Here is a 20,540-nt window from a genome sequence, read left to right on the forward strand (position 1 = left end):
GGCAGGTCCTGTGCACAGGGTGGCCGGGCAGGGTAGCAGAGCCATGAGTGCTAGATATGACAGCCCTGTTGCAAGGCCAGGCGCGGTTAACAGAGTCTCTCTATCAGGGCCGAATGCTCTGACTATTAGACCTCTGGGAGAAGGCGTCTACCCTTGATCTAGCGTCGGCGATTGCCGTCCAGTTCAAACCTGATAAGGCGATAAAAAAACTACTGAGTTCATCCAGCCTCCAGTGGCTGTGGGGGGGCCGGGTGACACCGACCAAAGGTAGATCAAACATGGCAACTGAATCGAAATGCCCGTTCAACCATGCAGCCGGTGGTGGCACGACGAACCGTGACTGGTGGCCGAACCAGCTGAACCTGAAGATCCTGCATCAACATTCTTCCCTGTCCGACCCGATGGGTGAGGATTTCGATTACGCCAAGGCCTTCAAGAGCCTGGACTTCGCCGCAGTCAAAAGGGACCTGCTGGCGGTCATGACTGACTCCCAGGACTGGTGGCCAGCCGACTTCGGGCACTATGGCCCGCTGTTCGTGCGCATGGCCTGGCACAGCGCCGGCACCTACCGCACCGCCGATGGCCGGGGTGGCGCAGGCGCGGGGCAGCAGCGTTTTGCGCCGCTCAACAGCTGGCCGGACAACGTCAGCCTGGACAAGGCCCGGCGCCTGATCTGGCCGGTGAAACAGAAGTACGGCCGCAACATTTCCTGGGCCGACCTGATCGTGCTCACCGGCAACGTCGCGCTGGAATCCATGGGCTTCAAAACCTTTGGTTTCTCTGGCGGGCGGCCTGATGTGTGGGAGCCTGATGAAGACGTCTACTGGGGTTCGGAAACCACCTGGCTCGGCGGTGAAGAACGCTACGGCGCGCACAAGGCCATGGAGCAACCGGGCCAGGGCGATCTGGTAGCCGAGCCTGCCAAGCGGCCGGAAGAAGAAAGCCGCACCGACTCGGGCGAGCGTATTCTGGAGAACCCGTTGGGCGCCGTGCAGATGGGCCTGATCTACGTCAACCCCGAAGGCCCGGAAGGCAACCCGGACCCGGTGAAGTCCGCCATCGACATTCGTGAAACCTTCGGCCGCATGGCCATGAACGATGAGGAAACCGTCGCGCTGATCGCCGGCGGCCACGCCTTCGGCAAGACCCACGGCGCAGGCCCGGCCGACAACGTCGGCGCAGAGCCCGAGGCCGCAGGCCTGGAAGAGCAGGGCCTGGGCTGGCGCAACAAGTTCGGCAGCGGCAAGGGCATCGATGCCATTACCAGCGGCCTGGAAGTGACCTGGACCTCGACACCGACAAAGTGGAGCAACGAGTACCTGGAAAACCTCTTCAACTTCGATTGGGAACTGACCAAGAGTCCGGCCGGCGCCCATCAGTGGAAACCCAAGAACGGCGCAGGCGCGGGGCAGATTCCCAACGCCTTCGATCCGGCCAAACGGCAGGAACCGCGCATGCTGACGTCTGACCTGGCGCTGCGTTTCGACCCGATCTACGAGCCGATCTCCCGGCGCTTCAAGGAAAACCCCGAGCAACTGGCCGACGCCTTCGCCCGCGCCTGGTTCAAGCTCACCCACCGCGACATGGGACCGCTGGCACGCTACCTGGGCCCGGAAATGCCCGGTGAGGAACTGCTCTGGCAGGACCCGATCCCGGACGCCAAGCAACCGCCGATCAGCGACAGCGATGTGGCTGCGCTCAAGGCCAAGGTGCTGGAATCGGGGCTGTCGGTGTCGCAACTGGTGTCCACCGCGTGGGCTGCTGCTTCCACTTTCCGCGGTTCCGACAAACGCGGCGGCGCCAACGGCGGGCGTCTGCGTCTGGCGCCACAGAAAGACTGGGCGGCTAACCAGCCCGAACAACTGGCTAAAGTGCTCTCCACCCTTGAAGGCATCCAGTCGGGGTTCAACGCCGGTGGCAAGCACGTTTCGCTGGCGGACTTGATCGTTCTGGCCGGTGCTGCGGGCGTCGAGCAGGCGGCGAAGAACGCAGGGCACAGTGTCAGCGTGCCGTTCACGCCGGGCCGCGCCGATGCGTCGCAGGAGCAGACCGACGTTGAATCGTTCGGCTTTCTTGAGCCCATCGCCGACGGTTTCCGCAACTACCTGAAAGGGCAGTACAAGGTGTCGGCGGAAAAACTGCTGGTCGACAAGGCGCAACTGCTGACCCTGAGCGCGCCGGAAATGACCGTGCTGCTGGGCGGCCTGCGGGTGCTGGACATCAACGCAGGGCAGAGCAAGCACGGCGTCTTCACCCAGCAACCGGGAGCGCTGACCAACGACTTCTTCAAGAACCTGCTGGACATGAACGTGGAATGGAAGGCCACCTCACCGAGCAACGAGACTTTCGAGGGCCGTGATCGCAAGACCGGTGCAGTGAAATGGACCGGCACCCGCGTGGATCTGGTGTTCGGCTCCCACGCGCAGTTGCGGGCCCTGAGCGAGGTATATGGCAGCGCCGATGCGCAGGAACGGTTCGTGAAGGACTTCGTGAAAGTCTGGGCCAAGGTCATGAATCTGGACCGTTTCGACCTGGCCTGATCCGGGCTCGGCCTGGCTTGAGTGAACTACAGCGCCGCCGTTTGAGGCGGCGTTGTCGTTTGTATTCCGCTCGGGACTGGGCCCATGAAAAACATTGATTTGTCTTGGGCGCGGGCGTTCTCGTAGCTTTGCGTCTCCTGTCATTGCGTTCCCTGAATATGGAGATCAAGTCGTGAACACTGCCCGCACTCGCTTGTACGTCGATGCCCAATACACCAGCCCCTACGCAATGTCGGCGTTCGTGGTGCTCAAGGAAAAGAGCATTGATTTCGAATTGATTGCCCTGGACCTGGGTGCCCGCGAACATCAGGCCAAAGACTATGCCCATCTGTCGCTGACCCAGCGCGTGCCGACCCTGGTGCAGGGGGATTTCGCCCTGTCCGAATCCAGCGCGATCATCGAGTATCTGGAAGAGGCGTTTCCGCAGGCGCCGGTGTTCCCGCAAGACATCAAACAGCGCGCCCGCGCGCGGCAGATCCAGGCCTGGCTGCGCAGTGACCTGATGCCCATCCGTCAGCAGCGCTCGACGGAAGTGGTGTTCTGCGGGCAAAAGCGGCCACCGCTGACCGCCGACGCAGCGCCAGCCGTGAGCAAGCTGTTCGACGCCGCCAGCACCTTGCTTGCCGATGGCCGGGAATACCTGTTCGGTGAATGGTCGATTGCCGACGTGGACCTGGCCCTGATGCTCAATCGCCTGATTCTCAACGGCGACGACGTGCCGCCTGCGCTGGTCCAGTACGCACAACGCCAATGGCAGCGGCCCAGCGTTCAGGCATGGCTGAACCTCTCGCGCTGAGTGCTCAAGACACCACATCGCCCGCGGGGGCGTCCTTGAAATCGCCCCGCCGGCAAGCCGTGCTGCTACGGTTTTCAGGTGTACCTCCGATGTTTGCCCGGCTCGGATCTGTGGGAGCGGGCTTGCCCGCGAAGGCGGTGGATCAAGCACCATCAAGGCGTCAGGTCGTACGCCTTCGCGGGCAAGCCCGCTCCCACAGGTTATCGGTACACCTTGGATGATGCGATCATCCTGGGGTCTTGTGCATACCGGAGCAGGATTAGATATTCATCTGATCCGTATTTTTCACATCAACCTGAATCTGTACTGAAACAGCCCATCCCTCCAGAATTGAACCCACATCAAGGCTTCGGCCAATCCGGACTCGAACCTTGAAGGCAGGTGTTTTCACCTGTACCGCAAATCTGTCAATGAGAGGTGGCCCCATGGGCAAGATGACGCTTTTTCTGTTGGGATTTCTGGCGTTGACCATCGGCATCGGCATGCTGGCGACCATCCCGCCGGGCTGATATCCCCATCAGGCGCCACGGCGCGCCTGCCAGGGCTGTGCCGGGAGAGACACGCGCATTGCGGGTTTTAATAATAACTATTACCATTCGCGCCTTTCTCCCCATGCCCCCATCCCATGACCCTCAAGCTGCCGCGAAGCAAAGGCTTTCTTGATCACTACGAAGAGCTCGTGGGCACCTGGACTCGCCGTCTGAAGAACCGTCATCAGGCCGAAGACCTGACCCATGACGCCTTCGTGCGCGTGCTGGAATCGGGTGGGGCCAGCGTCGAGCAGCCTCGCGCGTATCTGCACCAGACGGCCCGCAACATCGCGGTCGACACCTGGCGACGGGAAGACCGGCGCCAGGAGCTGGAAACACACTCCATCGACAGTTCAGCCGGCCACGAAGGTGACCCGGAGGCGTTCATGCATGCCGTTCAACTGGCCGACTCCGTCGAGCGGGCGTTGGCCGAGTTGCCGCTCAATTGCCGCAAGGTGTTCATCTGGCAGAAGCTTGAAGGCTTGAGCCAGCTCGAAATCGCCGAACGGCTGGGTTTGAGCAAGAACATGGTGGAAAAGTATATGATCCGCACACTTCGCCATCTGCGTGACCGGCTGGACGCCTCGGCGAAATGAAGCTTTGTCATCGGGAACAGGCCCGCCTTTTATCAGCTCAGGAAATGCCATGACGACGGACCGTGAATGCCCATGTGGCGCCGATGCTGTACGCGATCAGGCGGCCTTCTGGTTCGCCTGCTCGCGCGATGGTGACCTGCCTGCCGAGGAGCGGGCCAGTTTCGAAAGCTGGCTGGCCGAGCATGACCAGCATGCCCATGAAATCCGCCTGTTGCACAACCTCTGGGGCGCCGCCGACCTGCTGCCCCGTGCCCGTCTTGAAGCCCTGTGCGAAGCCGACGCGCCGACGCTGTTGCGCCCTCCGAAACCCGCGACGGGCAGGGCGTTCATCCGTTACGCCGTGGCCGCCAGCCTGGTGGCGATGGTGGGCGCAGGTGCCTTGTACCTGGGTGTGAACCCCAAGCCCGACTACAGCGAAGAGTTCGCCACGGTCCTGGGTGAACGGCGCCAGGTGGCCTTGCCCGATGGCTCGGTGCTGGACCTCAATGGCCGCACGCGCATGAAGGTGCATTTCTACCGCGACAGCCGGCAGATCGAGCTGGCCGAAGGCGAGGCCATGTTCAGCGTCGAACACGACCCTTCGCGACCTTTCGTGGTGCAGACTGGCCAGGGCTCGGTGACAGTCACCGGCACCCGTTTCGATGTGCGCCGCGATCCGGCCCTGACCCAGGTGGTGGTGGAATCCGGCACGGTGAAGGTCAAGGGCCGTGCCGACGAGCCGGGCAACCAGGTCACGCTGACCGCAGGGCTGGGCTCGAACATCGACGCCAGCGGCAAGGTGACCCCGGCATCGGCGGTCAACACCGCAGCGATCACCGCCTGGCGCGGCGGCAAGCTGGTGTTCAACGATGCCTCGCTCAAGGATGTGGTTCGGGACGTGTCGCGTTATCGGGAAAAACCGCTGCGGGTTGCACCGGGCAAAACCGAGAACCTGCGCCTGACCAGCGTGTTCAAATCCGATGACACAGACGCTCTGTTGCGCGCCTTGCCAAGCATCCTGCCAGTGGCCGTGCGAACCCTGGCCGATGGCAGCCAGGAAATTTTTTCAAAATAGATTCAGGTTTTTTTCGCGCCCTTCGTCTTCTTGTCCAACTGCGATTGCTTAGCATTCAAAAATTCGCAGACAGGCTCCGCATTCTGGACTTCAGGACAAGAAACGACGTGAAAAACAATAGACTCAACGCGCTTCAACTGGCTGTCAGTCGCTCACTGCCATCTTCGCCATCTTCCCGCTGGTTGCCGTGGGTGCTGGCCTTTGCCGTGGGCACGGGGGCGAGCAACAGTTTTGCCGAAGGCGCGCCGACCGCCATTCACATCCAGGCTCAGTCCCTGGGCGCTGCGTTGAGTCAACTGGGTCAGCAGACCTCCCTGCAATTATTCTTCAGTCCTGATCTGGTCGCCGGCAAGCAGGCCCCGGCAGTCGATGGCAACCTGTCGCCGGAGCAGGCCCTGCGTTCCCTGCTCAAGGGCAGTGGGCTGGATTACGAGATGTCCGCTGACACCGTGGTGCTCAAGCCTGCCGGAACCAGCGCCGCCGCGACCCCTGGCAGCATGGAAATCGCCCCGATGGAAGTGAAGGTGGTGGGCGACTGGCTGGGCGATGCCGACCAGGCGGTGGTGCAGAACCACCCCGGCGCACGTACCGTCGTGCGTCGTCAGGCGATGGTCGAGCAGGGCGCGCAGAACGTCGGCGATGTGCTGCGCAGGATTCCCGGCGTGCAGGTGCAGGAGTCCAATGGCACCGGTGGCAGCGACATTTCCCTCAACGTCGGCGTGCGCGGCCTGACTTCGCGCCTGTCGCCACGCTCCACCGTGCTGATTGACGGCGTGCCGGCGGCATTTGCCCCCTATGGCCAGCCTCAACTGTCCATGGCACCGATTTCCTCGGGCAACCTGGACAGCATCGACGTGGTGCGCGGCGCCGGTTCCGTGCGCTACGGGCCGCAGAACGTCGGCGGCGTGATCAACTTCGTGACCCGCGCCATCCCTGAAAAACTCAGCGGTGACCTCAGCAGTACCATCGAAACCAGCCGCCACGGTGGCTACAAGAATCTGGAAACCATGTTCATCGGCGGCACGGCGGACAACGGCCTGGGCGCGGCCCTGCTGTACTCCACCGTCAATGGCAATGGCTATCGATCCAGCAACAACGACAACGACATCGACGACGTACTGCTCAAGACTCACTGGGCGCTGACCGAAGAAGACGACCTGTCGGTGAACTTCCATTATTACGACGCCAAGGCCGACATGCCGGGCGGCCTGACCCAGCGCCAGTTCGACGCCAACCCGTACCAGTCCGACCGCGATTACGACAACTTCACGGGGCGGCGCAAGGACGTGTCGATCAAGTACAAGCGTCAGATCGACGACTCGACCCAGGCCGAGGTGCTGACCTATTACACCGACAGTTTCCGTGGCAGCAACATTGCGGCCCGCGATCAGAAGACCCTGGGTTCGTTCCCGCGCAGCTACCACACCTTTGGTATCGAGCCTCGGGTATCCCACGTGCTGGATCTGGGGCCGACCACCCAGGAAGTCAGCGTGGGGGCGCGCTATCTGAAAGAAGCCATGCACGAGCAGGCTTCGCGCCTGGGCCTGGTCAACAATACCCCGGTGGCGATTCCTGGCTCCGACGGGCACGTCTATCAGGACCGCACCGGCGGCACCGAAGCGACGGCGTTCTACATCGACGACAAGATCGACGTGGGCAAATGGACCATCACCCCGGGCATTCGCTTCGAGCGCATCAGCACTGACTGGCACGAACGCCCGGTGCTGGGCACCAACGGTGTGCGGGTGCAGGAGAAGGACCGCAGCGTCAACAACAATGAGCCGCTGCCGGCGCTGAGCGTGATGTATCACCTGTCGGACGAGTGGAAACTGTTCGCCAACTACGAAACTTCCTTCGGCAGCCTGCAATACTTCCAGGTGGCCCAGGGCGGTATCGGCAATGACACCGCCAGCGGCCTGCAACCGGAGAAGGCCAAGACCTACGAACTCGGCACCCGTTACGACAACGGCACTTGGGGCGGCGAGGTGACGGCGTTCTACATCGACTTCGACGACGAGCTGCAATACATCAGCAACGACGTGGGCTGGACCAACCTGGGCGCCACCAAGCACCAGGGCATCGAGGCCTCGGCGCACTATGACCTCAGCGCCCTGGATGCACGCCTGGCCGGCCTGACCGCCAACGCCGGTTTCACCTACACCCGCGCCACCTATGAAGGCGACATTCCGGGCTTCAAGGGCCGCGACCTGCCGTTCTATTCCCGTCAGGTGGCCACCGTGGGCCTGCGTTATGAAGTCGACCGCTGGACCTACAACCTCGACGGTTTCGCCCAATCGAAACAGCGCGCCCCGGGCACCGGCACCAACGCCGATGGCAGCTTCAATGGCAACTACATCACCGAACCCTCGGCTGACGGCCAGTACGGCAACATCCCCGGCTACGTGACCTGGAACCTGCGCGGCGCCTATGACTTCGGCAAGACGATGTCCAACCTGAAGCTGGGTGCAGGGGTGAAGAACGTCTTCGACCATCAGTACTTCACTCGTTCCAGCGACAACAACTCAGGCATCTACCTGGGCCAGCCGCGTACCTTCTTCGTGCAGGCGAGCGTGGGGTTCTAAGGTCGATCCATATCCCGTAGCAGCACGGCTTGCCGGCGGGAGCGGCGTGTCAGGCAATGGATTCTTGTCTGACACACCGCTCCCGCCGGCAAGCCGTGCTGCTACGGGGTTATCTGGCAATCGGTTTGGCCCGGGTCAGCCCGGGAAATTGCACCGAAAACTCACGGCCCGGTGATCGGACGGTCCCGCCGGGAGTACTCTGCCAGTTGAAGGCTCAGTGCCGTTGACCACGGCATAGTCGAGCATGTTCAGCGGGGCGACACTGGGGTGGGTTTCGGAAGCGGGCAACGCCAGTTGCGCGATGTCGGGAGGGGAAATCCAGTTGCCTCGTCGCTGCGTTGAACCGGGTGGGCCTTGGCGTGGATCCCTGTTGAAGTCTCCTGTCATGAAAAAGCGCGAAGGCGTGTGCCAACTGACCTCGCGCAGCATGCGCGGAGCGTTGACACCGCCACCGGAGATCGCATGAAAGCTGTAGACGCTGAAGAGTTCCTGGGAATCTGACCGGAAACGTAGCTGCAGGCCCAGCGCGGGGCGATTGAATCGGCCGCTCTCGCTGTTTGGCAAACCGTCGGAAATCACCACGGGTCGCACGATATCCAGTCCGCTGGCAAGCGAGACGACGATGGCCAGGTTAACCCGCAGGCGTTGAACATCGATGAAGAAGATCCTGTACCACTCCGGGCGCGTGACCGTTCCGGCGTTCCAATGGTAATGCTCTATCTGGAACGCTGTGCCGAACTGGTCCAGAACGACGATCGGAGTCGCATGAACTGCAGAGTTTGGTACAACACCCACCTCTTGCAAGGCCACCACCGCATTGGCGCGAGCCAGTTGCAGGACGAACGTGCGCCACTTGGTATCGGTCGCTTCCGCAGCACCCTGCATGTTCCAGGTTGCGACGTTCACCGGATGATTCCCTGCGACAGGGGGTCTGCCCAGTTCGATCAACGCGTCCTGACCATCGTCGCGAATCAGGGCGTGGTAATAATCACGGATGCCGCCTTGCAGGCTGATCCGGGCATGCCAGGGACCGTGCGCGGCACCGACGGCGAACTGCAGCATTCTCAGGGCGTCGCCGTAATCGAGGGTCTGAGGACCAAAGGGCGCCCGCATGCCGTTCATGATGAATGCGTGGTGAAGGTGATAGAAGCTCAGCAACAGCGGGTAACTGTCCCGCGGGTGCACGGCATTGATGTGAGCGATGATCCCGGCTTCGTTGTACAGGCGACTGAAGGTTGACCTGAGAACCAGTGCGTAGCTGCGTTGCGTGGGGTCGTTGGCGCTGCGCATGCAATGGGTCGACAGGTAGTAAACCAGCCAGGCAGCCGTATGCCGTGCAGTCTCGGGGTTGGTGGGCAGCAGGGCGAAGATATCGGTCACGATGACTTCCAGCTGTGTCTCGAAATCTGTTGCGCTCAAGGATGGCAGTAGCTGCATCGAGGTGTAGTCGTGAATCGTGCTGTCAACGGGCATGGGCGGGACTCACGATCAGGATGCCGAAGCGGTGGGTGGGGATACGTAGCCGGGGAAAACCGCGACCAGTGCGCCATCCTGAACGGCCAGTGCCGGACTTCCCGACCCGCACAGAAGCCCGTTGCTGGGTATGGCGGGGCTGAAGGCGTTGCCATCGTAGGTGTATTGATCCAGTCGATTGTTCTTCCCGATGAAGATCAGCTTGAGCAGTCCGTTATGGACCGCAAGGCCCGGGGAGTGGCCATATCGCTTGTTGATCAGCAGGATGCTGCTCGTCCAGTTTTCACCATCGCTTTTGAGCAGATAGACCTTCTTGTCGTCACGATCTTCATAGATCAGATGAGTCAGGTTCTGGTACAGGGTTGCCACAGGGCTCAGAAAGGTGGAGATGTTGATGTCCTTGTCTTTCTGAAGGACTTTCCACGTTGTCCAGGTGACAAGATTGGCGGTTGTTCGGTAAAAAACGCTGGAAAAACCAGGGTGTTTGTAGAACATGAACAGCACGCCATTGAGGACCGAGAACGTTGGTGTCTGTGACAGCCCATCTGTTAGCACTGCTGTCTGAATGAAGGTCTGCGCCGTTTCGTTGTACTTGCACACCGCAATGTTGCCATATGTGTTCTTGTAAACGATGACCAGTTGGCCTTTGAAAGACGCAAGCCCGGGTAAGGTTGTGCTGACCAGGCCAGTACTCGGTGTGCCCAGGCTCCACTGCGCTGATGAGGACTGCCGGCTGCTTAGCCTGATTTCGCCGCCACTCAGGTAGGCGCAATACAGAGTGCCTTTGTGCAGCACCATGCGGCAGCTTTCCGAAGAGGCTTCATCGAGCAAGGTGGACCCGCTGAGAATGCCGTGCAGATTTTGGGTGTAGTTCAGATTCATGACCGAGGATTCCTGAAAAAGGGAAACCTCACTTAGTCACGCTTTGCAGAGGTAAGCTGCCGGGTACTTCCCCGCTGATCTGTGGGAAAGGCTGATCTGTAAAGTGAGACGCTGAGCTGAGAAATACGCCGAACGGACGTTCCCAGGCCTTGACGATGATTTGTAACGGGATAATACTTCGCTCAGATTCATATAGATGACTATATAACTACAACAGCGAAGCACCTCCCATGAATAGACTGTCCAGTGATGTCCGCCTGCCACTCTACCAGCGCCTTCGTGACCAGTTGGCCGAACAGATCGCCAATAACCGTTGGCGTCCGGGGGAGGCGATTCCTACCGAAGCGGCGTTGTCCAGCGAGTATTGCCTGTCCACCGGCACGGTGCGCAAGGCCATCGACATGCTGGTGGGCGAGAATATCCTGGAACGCCAGCAGGGGCGCGGCACCTTCATTCGCCGTCCGCAGTTCCAGTCTTCGCTGTTCCGTTTCTTCCGTTTCCAGAGCGTGTCCGGCGAGCGTCAGGTGCCGGAGAGCCGCATTCTGTCCATCGATGCCGTGACGTCGCCTTCGGCCGTGTCCCAGGCCCTTGGCCTGCCGCTGGAAGCCCCGGTGATCCGCATGATCCGCCTGCGTCTGCTGGACGCGCAACCGGTGCTGGCGGAGGAAATCTGGCTGCCGCAGGTGCAGTTCCAGACACTGCTGGAAATCGACCTGAGCAAACAGGGCCCGCTGCTGTACCCCATCTACGAAGAGCTGTGCGGACAGGTGGTGGCCTACGCCGAGGAAACCCTCACCGCCGAGGCCATCAGCGACGTGCACGCCCGGCTGCTGCAGGTGCCCGCAGGCAGCCCGGTGGTGGTGATCGAGCGTCTGGCGCGCAATTACGCCGGTCAACCACTGGAATGGCGCCGCTCCCGTGGCCATGCCAGCCACTTCCGCTACAGCGTCGATATTCGCTAGGGCTGAATACCCCCTGTAGGAGCGCGCTTGCCCGCGACTGCGTCGTGTCAGGTCAGACGTTGTCGCAGACATTCCGCGGTCGCGGGCAAGCGCGCTCCTACGGATTCGGATCAAGCCCGTCACTTGAGAACGGGCTGAACAACAACTGCCGCATCACACGTATAAGGACAAGAACCATGTTCAACTGGTATCGCCAAGTCACTCCTCGGGAGCGTAAAACGTTCTGGGCCTGTTTCGGCGGATGGTCGCTGGATGCCCTTGAAGTCCAGATGTTCGGCCTGGCGATCCCGGCGCTGATCGCCGCCTTCGCCCTGAGCAAGGGCGACGCGGGCCTGATCAGCGGTGTGACCCTGGTCACCTCGGCGCTGGGCGGCTGGGTCGGCGGCACGCTGTCGGACCGTTATGGCCGGGTACGCACCCTGCAATGGATGATCCTCTGGTTCTCGTTCTTCACCTTCCTCTCGGCGTTCGTCACCGGCTTCAGCTCGCTGCTGGTTGTCAAGGCGCTGCAAGGCTTCGGTATCGGCGGCGAGTGGGCCGCAGGCGCCGTATTGATGGCTGAAACCATCAACCCCAAATACCGCGGCAAGGTCATGGGCACCGTGCAGAGCGCATGGGCCGTGGGCTGGGGTCTGGCGGTGGGCGTGTTCACCCTGATCTACTCGTTCGTCCCGGCCGATATCGCCTGGCGCGTGATGTTCCTGGTGGGCCTGCTGCCGTCGCTGCTGATTATCTGGGTGCGTCGCAACGTCGAGGAGCCGGACAGCTTCCAGCGCCTGCAAAAGACCAACGCCATCCCGCAGAGTTTCTTCAAGTCCCTGGCCGGGATCTTCCGTCCTGAACTGCTGCGCGTGACCTTGCTCGGCGGCCTGTTGGGCCTGGGTGCCCACGGCGGTTACCACGCGGTCATGACCTGGCTGCCGACCTTCCTCAAGACCGAGCGCAACCTGTCGGTGCTGAACTCCGGCGGTTACCTGGCGGTGATCATCGTCGCCTTCTGGTGTGGCTGCGTGGCCAGCGGCTTCCTGATCGACCGCATCGGCCGCCGCATGAACATCGTGCTGTTCGCCCTGTGCTGCGTGATCACCGTGCAGTGCTACGTCTTCCTGCCGCTGACCAACACCCAGATGCTGTTTTTGGGCTTCCCGCTGGGCTTCTTCGCTGCCGGCATTCCGGCAAGCCTGGGCGCACTGTTCAACGAGCTGTACCCGGCTGACGTGCGCGGGGCAGGGGTGGGCTTCTGCTACAACTTCGGTCGCGTCCTGTCCTCGGTGTTTCCGTTCCTGGTCGGCCACATGAGCGAGTCGATGTCCCTGGGTTCGGCCATCGGTATCGATGCCGGTATCGCCTACGGCGTGGCTGTGCTCGCCGCGCTGTGCCTGCCGGAAACCCGCGGTCGCAGCCTGGAAAACACCGCCGCCCCGACCCAGGGCCCGACCCCGCGCAACGAAACCGCCAGCGCTTGATGTTCCTGTTGCGCGCAGCCCGGTGCTGCGCGCGTCCTCTGATAGATGAGACCCATGTCCGATACCTTTCCCGCGTCGATCATTGGCATTGACGGCCACGCACATGTATTCAGCAGGGAGCTGGATCTGACTTCGGCACGACGCTACTCGCCCGACTACGATGCCACCCTGGCGATGTACCGGCACAACCTGCAGGTCCACGGCCTGAGCCACGGCGTGCTGGTGCAGCCGAGCTTTCTGGGCACGGACAACAGCTACCTGCTCGATGCCCTGAAACAGGCGCCGACGCAGTTGCGCGGTGTGGTGGTGGTCGAGCGTGACATCAGCCGCGCGGAGCTTGAGGCGATGGATCGGCTGGGCGTGGTCGGCGTTCGCCTGAACCTGATGGGCAAGGCGCTGCCGGACTTTTCCGAGCCTGCCTGGAAGGTGCTGTTCGGGCACATCGCCGAGCTTGACTGGCATGTGGAACTGCATCGCCACGTGGCGGACATTCCGACCCTGGTGCGCGGGCTGATGCCGTTCGGCATCAAGGTGGTGATCGATCACTTCGGGCGTCCCGATGCGCGGCTGGGGCTGGATCAGTCGGGGTTTCAAAAAATGCTGGAACTGGGGCTCAGTGGCCGGTTGTGGATGAAGGTTTCCGGCATCTATCGGCTGGACGGCAACGAACAAGAAAACCTCGAATTCGCCCAAGCAGCCCTGCCGTTGCTGGAGCAGAGCTTCGGTGCCCAGCGCATGGTCTGGGGCAGCGACTGGCCCCACACCCAGCATGAAGGCCGGGTGTGCTACGCCAGCGTCGTCGAGCAACTGCGGGCGCTGGGCTGCTCGGCCCAGGCGATGCGCTCGCTGTTGATCGAGGCGCCGCAGGTGCTGTTTGATTTTGCGCCGGTCGAGGCCTGATTCCCGCAGCTGTCAGCCAGATGAACAAATCGTTAGTCAGGCGCACTCACAGTTTCATGGGGTATTCATTTGTCGTTCATGGGCCTCGGGCGCAGGCTGGGTACCTAGAGAATCGCTCCGGGTCCGGGGCATTTTCAACCTGTCGAGGAATGTTCCATGAACGCCAATTCGTTATTGCTGGTTCCCATGCTGGGCCTGGTCGCCGTGCTGTCGGGCTGCGCAGGCCCCATGCCCAAGGCTGACCCGAGCGAAGCCTGGATCGGCTTGCAGGAAGAACCGTCCGGTGTCCTGATGGCCGAGGATGTGGACGGCCACCGGTTGAATGACGGCCGTTACTTCGACGTCAAACCCGGTGCCCATAAGCTTGATGTCAACCTGATCGTCGAAGGCAACGGCGACGATGGCCAGATGAACTGCGAGGCCGGCATCCGCTTCAACCAGTTCAAGGCTGGCGAGCATTACAAACTGGTGGAATCGAGCCTGGGCGAGGAATACAGCGTCAAACTCGAAGACGCCCAAGGCCATCAGTTGGGCCGCACCAGAGACTTCACCTGCATGCCGGGGTGATGTTCTCGTAACACTATCCCGTAGCAGCACGGCTTGCCGGCGGGGACGTCGTGTCAGGCAATACATCTTTGTCTGACCCACCGCTCCCGCCGGCAAGCCGTGCTGCTACGGACTCTATGGGCTACACAAATCTCCTGTAGCAGCCGGGCTTGCCCGCGGGGACGTCCTCAAGATCGCTCCCGCCGGCAAGCCGTGCTGCTACGGACCGTGTAGACAACAAGATTTCTGGTCATGCACCCAACGCCAACACCTGCCGGCACTCCAGCACCAGACTCGCGCCGCCGGAGGGGCTGTTGCCGATGCGCAGTTTGAAGCCGTGCAGGTTGACGATGGCCGCGACGATGGAGAGGCCCAGGCCGAAGCCGCTCTGCTGGTTGCCGGTTTCGCTGCGGTAGAAGCGCTTGAACACTGCATCGCGTTCGGCGTCGGGGATGCCGGGGCCGGTGTCCTGGACTTCGAGGAAGGTGGTTTCGCCCTCGGCCCGGGCGATCAACAGCACCTGACCGCCCGCCGGGGTGAATTTGATCGAGTTGCTCAGCAAATTCGAAAGCGCTTCGAACAGCAGGGCGCGGTCGCCCACCACCGGTGGCAGGTTTTCGGCTACTTTCAGATGCAACGAAACGCGGCCTTCCTCGGCCAGCGGCAGGTAAAAGTCATGCAATTCCTGCAACAGCGGCGCCGGATCGAGCTGCCCGAACGCGGAGCGGCGCTGGTGGTCTTCCAGCTCGGAGATGCGCAACAGCCCGCGAAAGCGCGCCATCAGGGTGTCGGCGTCGGCGATGACCTGGGCCATCTGCTCACCCTGGGGCGAGTCTTCGGCCGATTGTTGCTGAATCCGGTAAAGCTGCGCCCGCAGGCGGGTGAGCGGGGTGCGCAGGTCGTGGGCGATGTTGTCGCAGACGCCCTTGACCTCGTTCATCAGCCGCTCGATACGGTCGAGCATGGCGTTGACGATGTCGGCCAGCATGTCCAGCTCGTCACGCCGGTTAGACACCGGCAGGCGGCGGGTCAGATCCCCGGTGACTATCGCCTCGGCGCTGGCCTGGATCGCGCGGATTCGCAGCAGCGGCCGTCTTCTGAGCAGGTGCCAGCCCAAGGCGCCAGGCAGGATCGTCAGGGAAATACCCCACAGCAGCGCGCGCAGGATCAGGGTGGTGACCGCGAACAGTGAGCCGTTGTCGCGCACCAGCACCAGCCAGCGGTTGTCCATGGTGTGGATCGCCACGGCGTCGCAACTGGCGGGCGGCAGGTTCGGGTCGTCGGAATCGATGCAGGTGTCCAGTTCCTGGATCTGGCCATTGAGGGCCAGGCCTTCGGGAATTTCGCGGATCGGTCCGCTGATGGGTTTGAGGTTGTCGTCGAACAGGCCGTAGGCGTCCACGGTGCGGATGTCGAACTTGTCGCTGGTGCGCAGGGCGTCATCGAGTTGCGCGCCTTCGAAGCGCGAGAACAGCTGCTGGCGTTGCATCAGCGAGTGCCGGGCCAGGGTGTTCAGGTAACTGGTGACTTCCCAGTACAGCACCCCCATGAGGATGCTGCTCCAGGCCACGAACAGAAAACTGTAGAGCGCCAGCAGACGGCTGCTGGAGGAGCGCCAGCCCTTAGACGGGTTCGGCAATGACATAACCTGAGCCTCGAACGGTACGTATCAGCGGCGTCAGGGTAGGGGGATCGATTTTCTTGCGCAAGCGACCGATATGAACGTCGATCAGGTTGGTGCCAGGGTCGAAGTGGTAACCCCAGACTTCCTCGAAGATCATCATGCGGGTGATGATCTGGCCGCTGTTGCGCATCAAAAATTCCAGCAGCTTGTATTCGGTGGGCAGCAGGTTCAGCGGTTGCCCGGCGCGGCTGGCCTCGCGGGTGATCAGGTTCAGTTCAAGGTCCGCGACCCGCAGCATGGTTTCGGCCTGGGTTACCGGGTTGCTGCGGCGCAGCAGCACCTCGACCCGGGCGGCCATCTCGTCGGAGGCGAAGGGCTTGGACAGGTAGTCATCGCCACCGGCACGCAGCCCGCGCACGCGTTCGTCGACATCGGACAGGGCGCTGATCATCAGGATCGGCGTGGCGATACCCAGTGCGCGCATGGTGGTGACGATTGCCAGGCCATCGACTTCCGGCAGCATGCGGTCCAGCGTGATCAGGTCGTAATCGCCGCTGACGGCACGCACCAGGCCTTCGCGGCCGTTGTCGACCCAGTCGACATGCAGGCCATGGCTGCTGAGTTCAGCGACGATTTCCTTTGCGGTGACGGCATCGTCTTCGATTGTCAGAATTCGGGTCATGGGGCTTTATGAACCACGTAGTGACTGAAGGCTGTAGTTTGCCTTTAAACGTAGCTGCTATTTCTTAAAAATAATTTAAGAAGGTGAATGCCGGCGCATCTCCCCGTAGGAGCGCGCTTGCCCGCGATTGCGGTGTGTCATTAACGCAGGTGTTCAAGACAGACCGCGGTCGCGGGCAAGCGCGCTCCTACAGGGGTTTGCGTACGTCTTCGGATTTTGCTTTTTCGTGGGTATTCGAGCGAGGGCGCTTTTCTTTCTTCGGCGTACCACTCTCACTGCGAATCTGCGCATGGCTTATCAGTGCAAAGATAAAGCTGCCGCCGATGATATTGCCCGCCAGCGTAGGCCCGGCGAACACCAGCCAGAACTCCTTCCAGGCCAGTTCCCCGGCGAACACCAGGTAGGACACTTCCGCCGAACCCACCACGATATGGGTGAAGTCCCCCAGGGCCATCAGGTAGGTGATCATCAGGATGATCCACATCTTGGCGTTTTCCATGGACGGGATCATCCAGACCATGGTGGCGATCATCCAGCCGGAGACGATGCCCTTGGCGAACATCGTCGTGCTTTCGTTCTCCATCACCTTGCGCCCGATTTCCAGAAAGGCTTCGTCGGTCTTGGTGTCGAAGATCGGCAGGTGCAGCATCACGTAGGCCACCAGCAGCGTGCCGCACAGGTTGCCCACCAGCACCACGGTCCACAGCCGCAGCAGACGTCCGAAGTTGTTGAGGGTGGGCTTGGTCATCACTGGCAGGACGGCCGTCAGGGTGTTTTCGGTGAACAGTTGCTGGCGGGCCAGGATGACGGCCAGAAAGCCTGCGCTGTAGCCGACGCTGGCGATGACCTTGAAGGTATCGCCGTCGGGCAGGCGCGAGTTGAGCAACCCCATGGCCATCAGTGACAGGCCCATGGTCAGGCCTGCGGCCAGGGCCGACCAGAACAGCGCCGCGACATTGCGCTCCAGCTCCTGGTCGCCCTGCATGCGAATGGTCTCGTGCAGCACGGCGGCGCGGGGTGGCTGGTTTTCATCGATCTCGCGTTCTTCTTCCGGCGTCAGGCCCGGGGTCTTGCCGTCTTCTTCTTTGCTGTTCATGGCGGGGGGCTCGTGGTGGGTCGTGCTGTTGCTTCAGACACGCCGCGCTTGCCGTCGTTCGGTACTCCCCCGGACTTGTAGGAGCGCGCTTGCCCGCGACGGCGGTTTGCCTGACACACCTCTGGTGAATGACCCACCGCAATCGCGGGCAAGCGCGCTCCTACAGCAGATGGGGGTTAAGCGATGAGATCGGCGCTGTCGATGCGCTTGACGCCTGCAGCCGTCAGCTCCTGCCACGCCTTGTCCAGCGAGCCATTGAGGTCGATGGCCTTGCACGCATCGGCGATCACCCAGGTATTGAACCCCGCCGCCCGCGCATCGAGGGCCGACCAGGCCACGCAGAAGTCCAGCGCCAGGCCCACCACGAACACGCTGTCGATGCCGCGCTCCTTGAGGTAGCCCGCAAGGCCGGTCTGGGTGGTGCGGTCGGCCTCGACGAAGGCCGAGTAACTGTCGATGCCCGCGTTGCAGCCCTTGCGCAGGATGAGCTGCGCATGGGGAATCGCCAGATCCGCGTGCAATTCGGCACCGGGGCTGCCCTGAACGCAGTGATCCGGCCACAGCGTCTGCGGCCCGTAGGGCAGGGTGATGCTGTCGAACGGCGCGCGGCCCGCATGGCTTGAAGCGAACGAGATGTGCCCGCCCGGGTGCCAGTCCTGGGTGATGACCACGTTGCGAAAGCGTGCGCCCAGCCGGTTCACCAGCGGCAGCAGGGCATCGCCCTCGGCCACGGCCAGCGCGCCGCCGGGCATGAAGTCGTACTGCATGTCGATGACCAGCAGGGCGGCGCGCGGGTCATCGGGCAGTCGGGCCAAAGAGGCGTTCATCAGGCAAACACCCGGATCGGCGCGCCGGCGTGCCAGGCCTGGATGTCTTCGATCATCTGGCTGAAGAACATCCGGTAATTGTTTTCCGTCACATAGCCCACGTGCGGCGTCGCCAACAGGTTCGGCAGGCTGCGGAACGGGTGGTCGGCCGGCAGCGGTTCGACGCTGTAGACGTCCAGCGCTGCGCCGGCGATTTTCTTCTGCTTGAGCACGTCGATCAGCGCCTCTTCATCGACGATAGGCCCGCGAGCGGTGTTGACCAGGTAGGCGGTGGGCTTCATGCGGTTGAGCGATTCTGCGTCCACCAGGCCACGGCTGCGGTCGCTGAGCACCAGGTTGACGGAGATGATGTCCGACTGTTCGAACAACGCCTGCTTGCTGGCGTAGGTCACGCCGTGCTCGGCAGCGCGTTCGGCGGTGAGGTTTTCGCTCCAGGCGATGACTTTCATGTCGAAGGCCTGGGCATAGCGGGCGATTTTCTGGCCGATGCTGCCCAGGCCGACGATGCCCAGGGTCTTGCCGTACAGGTCGCTGCCAATGCCGATCTGCCAGTTGCCGGCGCGCAGGGAGTTGGCTTCGTCGACGATATTGCGGGTCACGCCCATGATCAGCGCCCAGGTCATTTCCGGCGCGGCGTATTTGTAGCTGTCGGTGCCGACCACGGTGATGCCCAGGCCCGCGGCGGCCTTGAGGTCCAGGGCGGCATTGCGCATGCCGCCGGTCACCAGCAACTTGAGATTTGGCAGCTGGCTGAGCAGGGCGTCGTCAAAGATCGTGCGCTCGCGCATCACGCAGATGACGTTGAAATCCTTCAGGCGCTCGACCATGGTCGCCGTGTCGGCAGGGTACTCGTGCAGGAAGCTGACGTCGCCGATAGGGTCCAGGACTGTCCAGTCCACCACGTCACGGGCAACGGATTGCCAGTCATCGAGTACGGCAATTCTCAGCGTCTGAGTCATTTGGGTTCAGGCCTCATTCAAGGAGCACACAGGTTTTATGGCGCACACAGTACGCCTGCCGTGCGTGGGTTGGAACCCTCTGACAGCGCTGTTTCACCCGTAGCAGCACGGCTTGCCGGCGGGAGCGCTGTGTCAGGCGCCAGGGAGGTGACTGACACGACGCTCCCGCCGGCAAGCCGTGCTGCTACGGACCGGGGATGCTGTGGGACCTAATTGAACAGCCCCGCCGCGATGTTGATCGAAAACCCCAGGATCGAGGTATTGAACAGAAAGCCGATCAGCGATTGCGCCAGCACTACCTTGCGCAGGCTGCGGGTGGCGACGCCGACGTCGGAGGTCTGCACCGCAACGCTGATGGTGAAGCTGAAGTACAGGAAGTCCCAGTAATCGGGGTTCTGCTCGTTGTCGGCGAAGCGCAGGGCGCTGTCTTCGCCGTCCCAGGTGTAGAACAGCCGGGCGTAATGCAGGCTGAAAATCACCCCGGTCAGCAGCCACGAGCCAACAATGGTCAGGCCCGTGAAGGCGTAATGCAGGGCCTTGGCGCTGGACGACATGTCCTTGATTCCCGATAGCTCCAGCACGATGGCCGCAAGGCTTGCGATCGCGGCCACGCACACCATCACCAGCACGACGCCTGCGTTCTCGTCTTCGGCTTCGGCAATGCGCCGCACGTCTTCGGCGTTGGAGCGAAAGGTGCGCAGCATGATGAGGACCATGTAGATCCAGCCGCCGACGTTCCAGCCGATCAGGCATTTGCTGGTCAGGGTGATGTTCGGCGCGATGAAGGCCGCGGCGATGCCGGCAGCCAGGCCCAGGGCGAAGGCGATGGTCAGGCGAGGGTGGGTCTTGGCGATATGGGACATGGAGGACTTCACGGCGATAACCTGCTGGAACCTTAGCACGCCGTGGTCGGTGGAGCGGGTAAAGAAAAACGGCGCGCAAGGGGTTACGCGCCGGTCGCCAATTGGCAATTTACGTGGTTCTGTTCAAACGGGCAGGGTCTTCACGAAAAGTCGGCGAGCGAA

General features: G+C 62.1%; 17 protein-coding genes. 9 read left to right on the forward strand and 8 right to left on the reverse strand.

Annotated features, from left to right (window positions below; all coding sequences use genetic code 11):
* Positions 1-278 precede the first annotated feature (278 nt).
* The 5 genes from katG (at position 279) to ACIPO9_RS10385 (ending at position 8,098) form a co-directional block, all read left to right on the forward strand.
* Positions 279-2,540 (forward strand): catalase/peroxidase HPI, encoded by a 2,262-nt coding sequence (gene katG, locus ACIPO9_RS10365; protein ID WP_400780673.1) that lies wholly within the window; start codon positions 279-281, stop codon positions 2,538-2,540.
* 172 nt (positions 2,541-2,712) lie between these two features.
* A complete protein-coding gene (gene yfcF, locus ACIPO9_RS10370; RefSeq protein WP_400780674.1) occupies positions 2,713-3,336 on the forward strand; it encodes a glutathione transferase in 624 nt (207 codons plus the stop codon).
* Between the two features lie 625 nt (positions 3,337-3,961).
* Positions 3,962-4,462, forward strand: coding sequence for a sigma-70 family RNA polymerase sigma factor (locus ACIPO9_RS10375; RefSeq protein WP_274132816.1), 501 nt, complete (start codon positions 3,962-3,964; stop codon positions 4,460-4,462).
* A gap of 49 nt (positions 4,463-4,511) precedes the next feature.
* Positions 4,512-5,516 carry a FecR family protein gene (locus ACIPO9_RS10380; protein WP_400780676.1) on the forward strand — a complete coding sequence of 335 codons (1,005 nt, stop codon included), beginning with the start codon at positions 4,512-4,514 and terminating at the stop codon, positions 5,514-5,516.
* Positions 5,517-5,653: 137 nt separating this feature from the next.
* Positions 5,654-8,098 carry a TonB-dependent siderophore receptor gene (locus ACIPO9_RS10385; RefSeq protein WP_400781061.1) on the forward strand — a complete coding sequence of 815 codons (2,445 nt, stop codon included), beginning with the start codon at positions 5,654-5,656 and terminating at the stop codon, positions 8,096-8,098.
* Between the two features lie 135 nt (positions 8,099-8,233).
* Here the strand turns inward: ACIPO9_RS10385 and ACIPO9_RS10390 are convergent, their stop codons facing one another.
* The gene (locus ACIPO9_RS10390) at positions 8,234-9,571 is read right to left on the reverse strand and encodes an endonuclease/exonuclease/phosphatase family protein (RefSeq protein ID WP_400780679.1); all 1,338 of its coding nucleotides are present in this window, start codon (positions 9,569-9,571) and stop codon (positions 8,234-8,236) included.
* Between the two features lie 15 nt (positions 9,572-9,586).
* Entirely contained in the window at positions 9,587-10,453 is an 867-nt protein-coding gene (locus ACIPO9_RS10395) for a hypothetical protein (protein WP_400780681.1), read from the reverse strand.
* A gap of 230 nt (positions 10,454-10,683) precedes the next feature.
* Here ACIPO9_RS10395 and ACIPO9_RS10400 point away from each other — a divergent pair, with 230 nt between their 5' ends.
* From ACIPO9_RS10400 to ACIPO9_RS10415, 4 genes are all read left to right on the forward strand, one after another.
* Positions 10,684-11,415, forward strand: coding sequence for a GntR family transcriptional regulator (locus ACIPO9_RS10400; protein WP_274132824.1), 732 nt, complete (start codon positions 10,684-10,686; stop codon positions 11,413-11,415).
* Positions 11,416-11,591: 176 nt separating this feature from the next.
* Positions 11,592-12,881: an MFS transporter gene (locus ACIPO9_RS10405; RefSeq protein ID WP_400780684.1), complete on the forward strand. Its 1,290-nt coding sequence runs from the start codon at positions 11,592-11,594 to the stop codon at positions 12,879-12,881.
* Between the two features lie 54 nt (positions 12,882-12,935).
* A complete protein-coding gene (locus ACIPO9_RS10410) occupies positions 12,936-13,781 on the forward strand; it encodes an amidohydrolase family protein (RefSeq protein ID WP_400780687.1) in 846 nt (281 codons plus the stop codon).
* Between the two features lie 156 nt (positions 13,782-13,937).
* Entirely contained in the window at positions 13,938-14,348 is a 411-nt protein-coding gene (locus ACIPO9_RS10415) for a hypothetical protein (protein WP_274132827.1), read from the forward strand.
* A gap of 229 nt (positions 14,349-14,577) precedes the next feature.
* Here ACIPO9_RS10415 and ACIPO9_RS10420 read toward each other — a convergent pair whose 3' ends face one another.
* From ACIPO9_RS10420 to ACIPO9_RS10445, 6 genes are all read right to left on the reverse strand, one after another.
* Positions 14,578-15,972, reverse strand: a complete 1,395-nt coding sequence (locus ACIPO9_RS10420; RefSeq protein WP_400780689.1) for a sensor histidine kinase — start codon at positions 15,970-15,972, stop codon at positions 14,578-14,580.
* The gene (locus ACIPO9_RS10425) at positions 15,950-16,633 is read right to left on the reverse strand and encodes a response regulator transcription factor (protein ID WP_274132829.1); all 684 of its coding nucleotides are present in this window, start codon (positions 16,631-16,633) and stop codon (positions 15,950-15,952) included. Before ACIPO9_RS10425 ends, ACIPO9_RS10420 begins: the two co-directional genes overlap by 23 nt.
* A gap of 187 nt (positions 16,634-16,820) precedes the next feature.
* Complete coding sequence (locus ACIPO9_RS10430) at positions 16,821-17,729, reverse strand: formate/nitrite transporter family protein (protein ID WP_400780691.1); 909 nt, start codon at positions 17,727-17,729, stop codon at positions 16,821-16,823.
* A gap of 176 nt (positions 17,730-17,905) precedes the next feature.
* Positions 17,906-18,556: a bifunctional nicotinamidase/pyrazinamidase gene (gene pncA, locus ACIPO9_RS10435; protein WP_274132831.1), complete on the reverse strand. Its 651-nt coding sequence runs from the start codon at positions 18,554-18,556 to the stop codon at positions 17,906-17,908.
* Entirely contained in the window at positions 18,556-19,515 is a 960-nt protein-coding gene (locus tag ACIPO9_RS10440; RefSeq protein WP_400780694.1) for a D-2-hydroxyacid dehydrogenase family protein, read from the reverse strand. Before ACIPO9_RS10440 ends, pncA begins: the two co-directional genes overlap by 1 nt.
* A gap of 209 nt (positions 19,516-19,724) precedes the next feature.
* Positions 19,725-20,378: a DUF1345 domain-containing protein gene (locus tag ACIPO9_RS10445; RefSeq protein ID WP_400780696.1), complete on the reverse strand. Its 654-nt coding sequence runs from the start codon at positions 20,376-20,378 to the stop codon at positions 19,725-19,727.
* Positions 20,379-20,540 lie beyond the last annotated feature (162 nt).

This window comes from Pseudomonas sp. NPDC090203, from assembly GCF_044746765.1.
Classification (GTDB): domain Bacteria; phylum Pseudomonadota; class Gammaproteobacteria; order Pseudomonadales; family Pseudomonadaceae; genus Aquipseudomonas; species Aquipseudomonas putida_AD.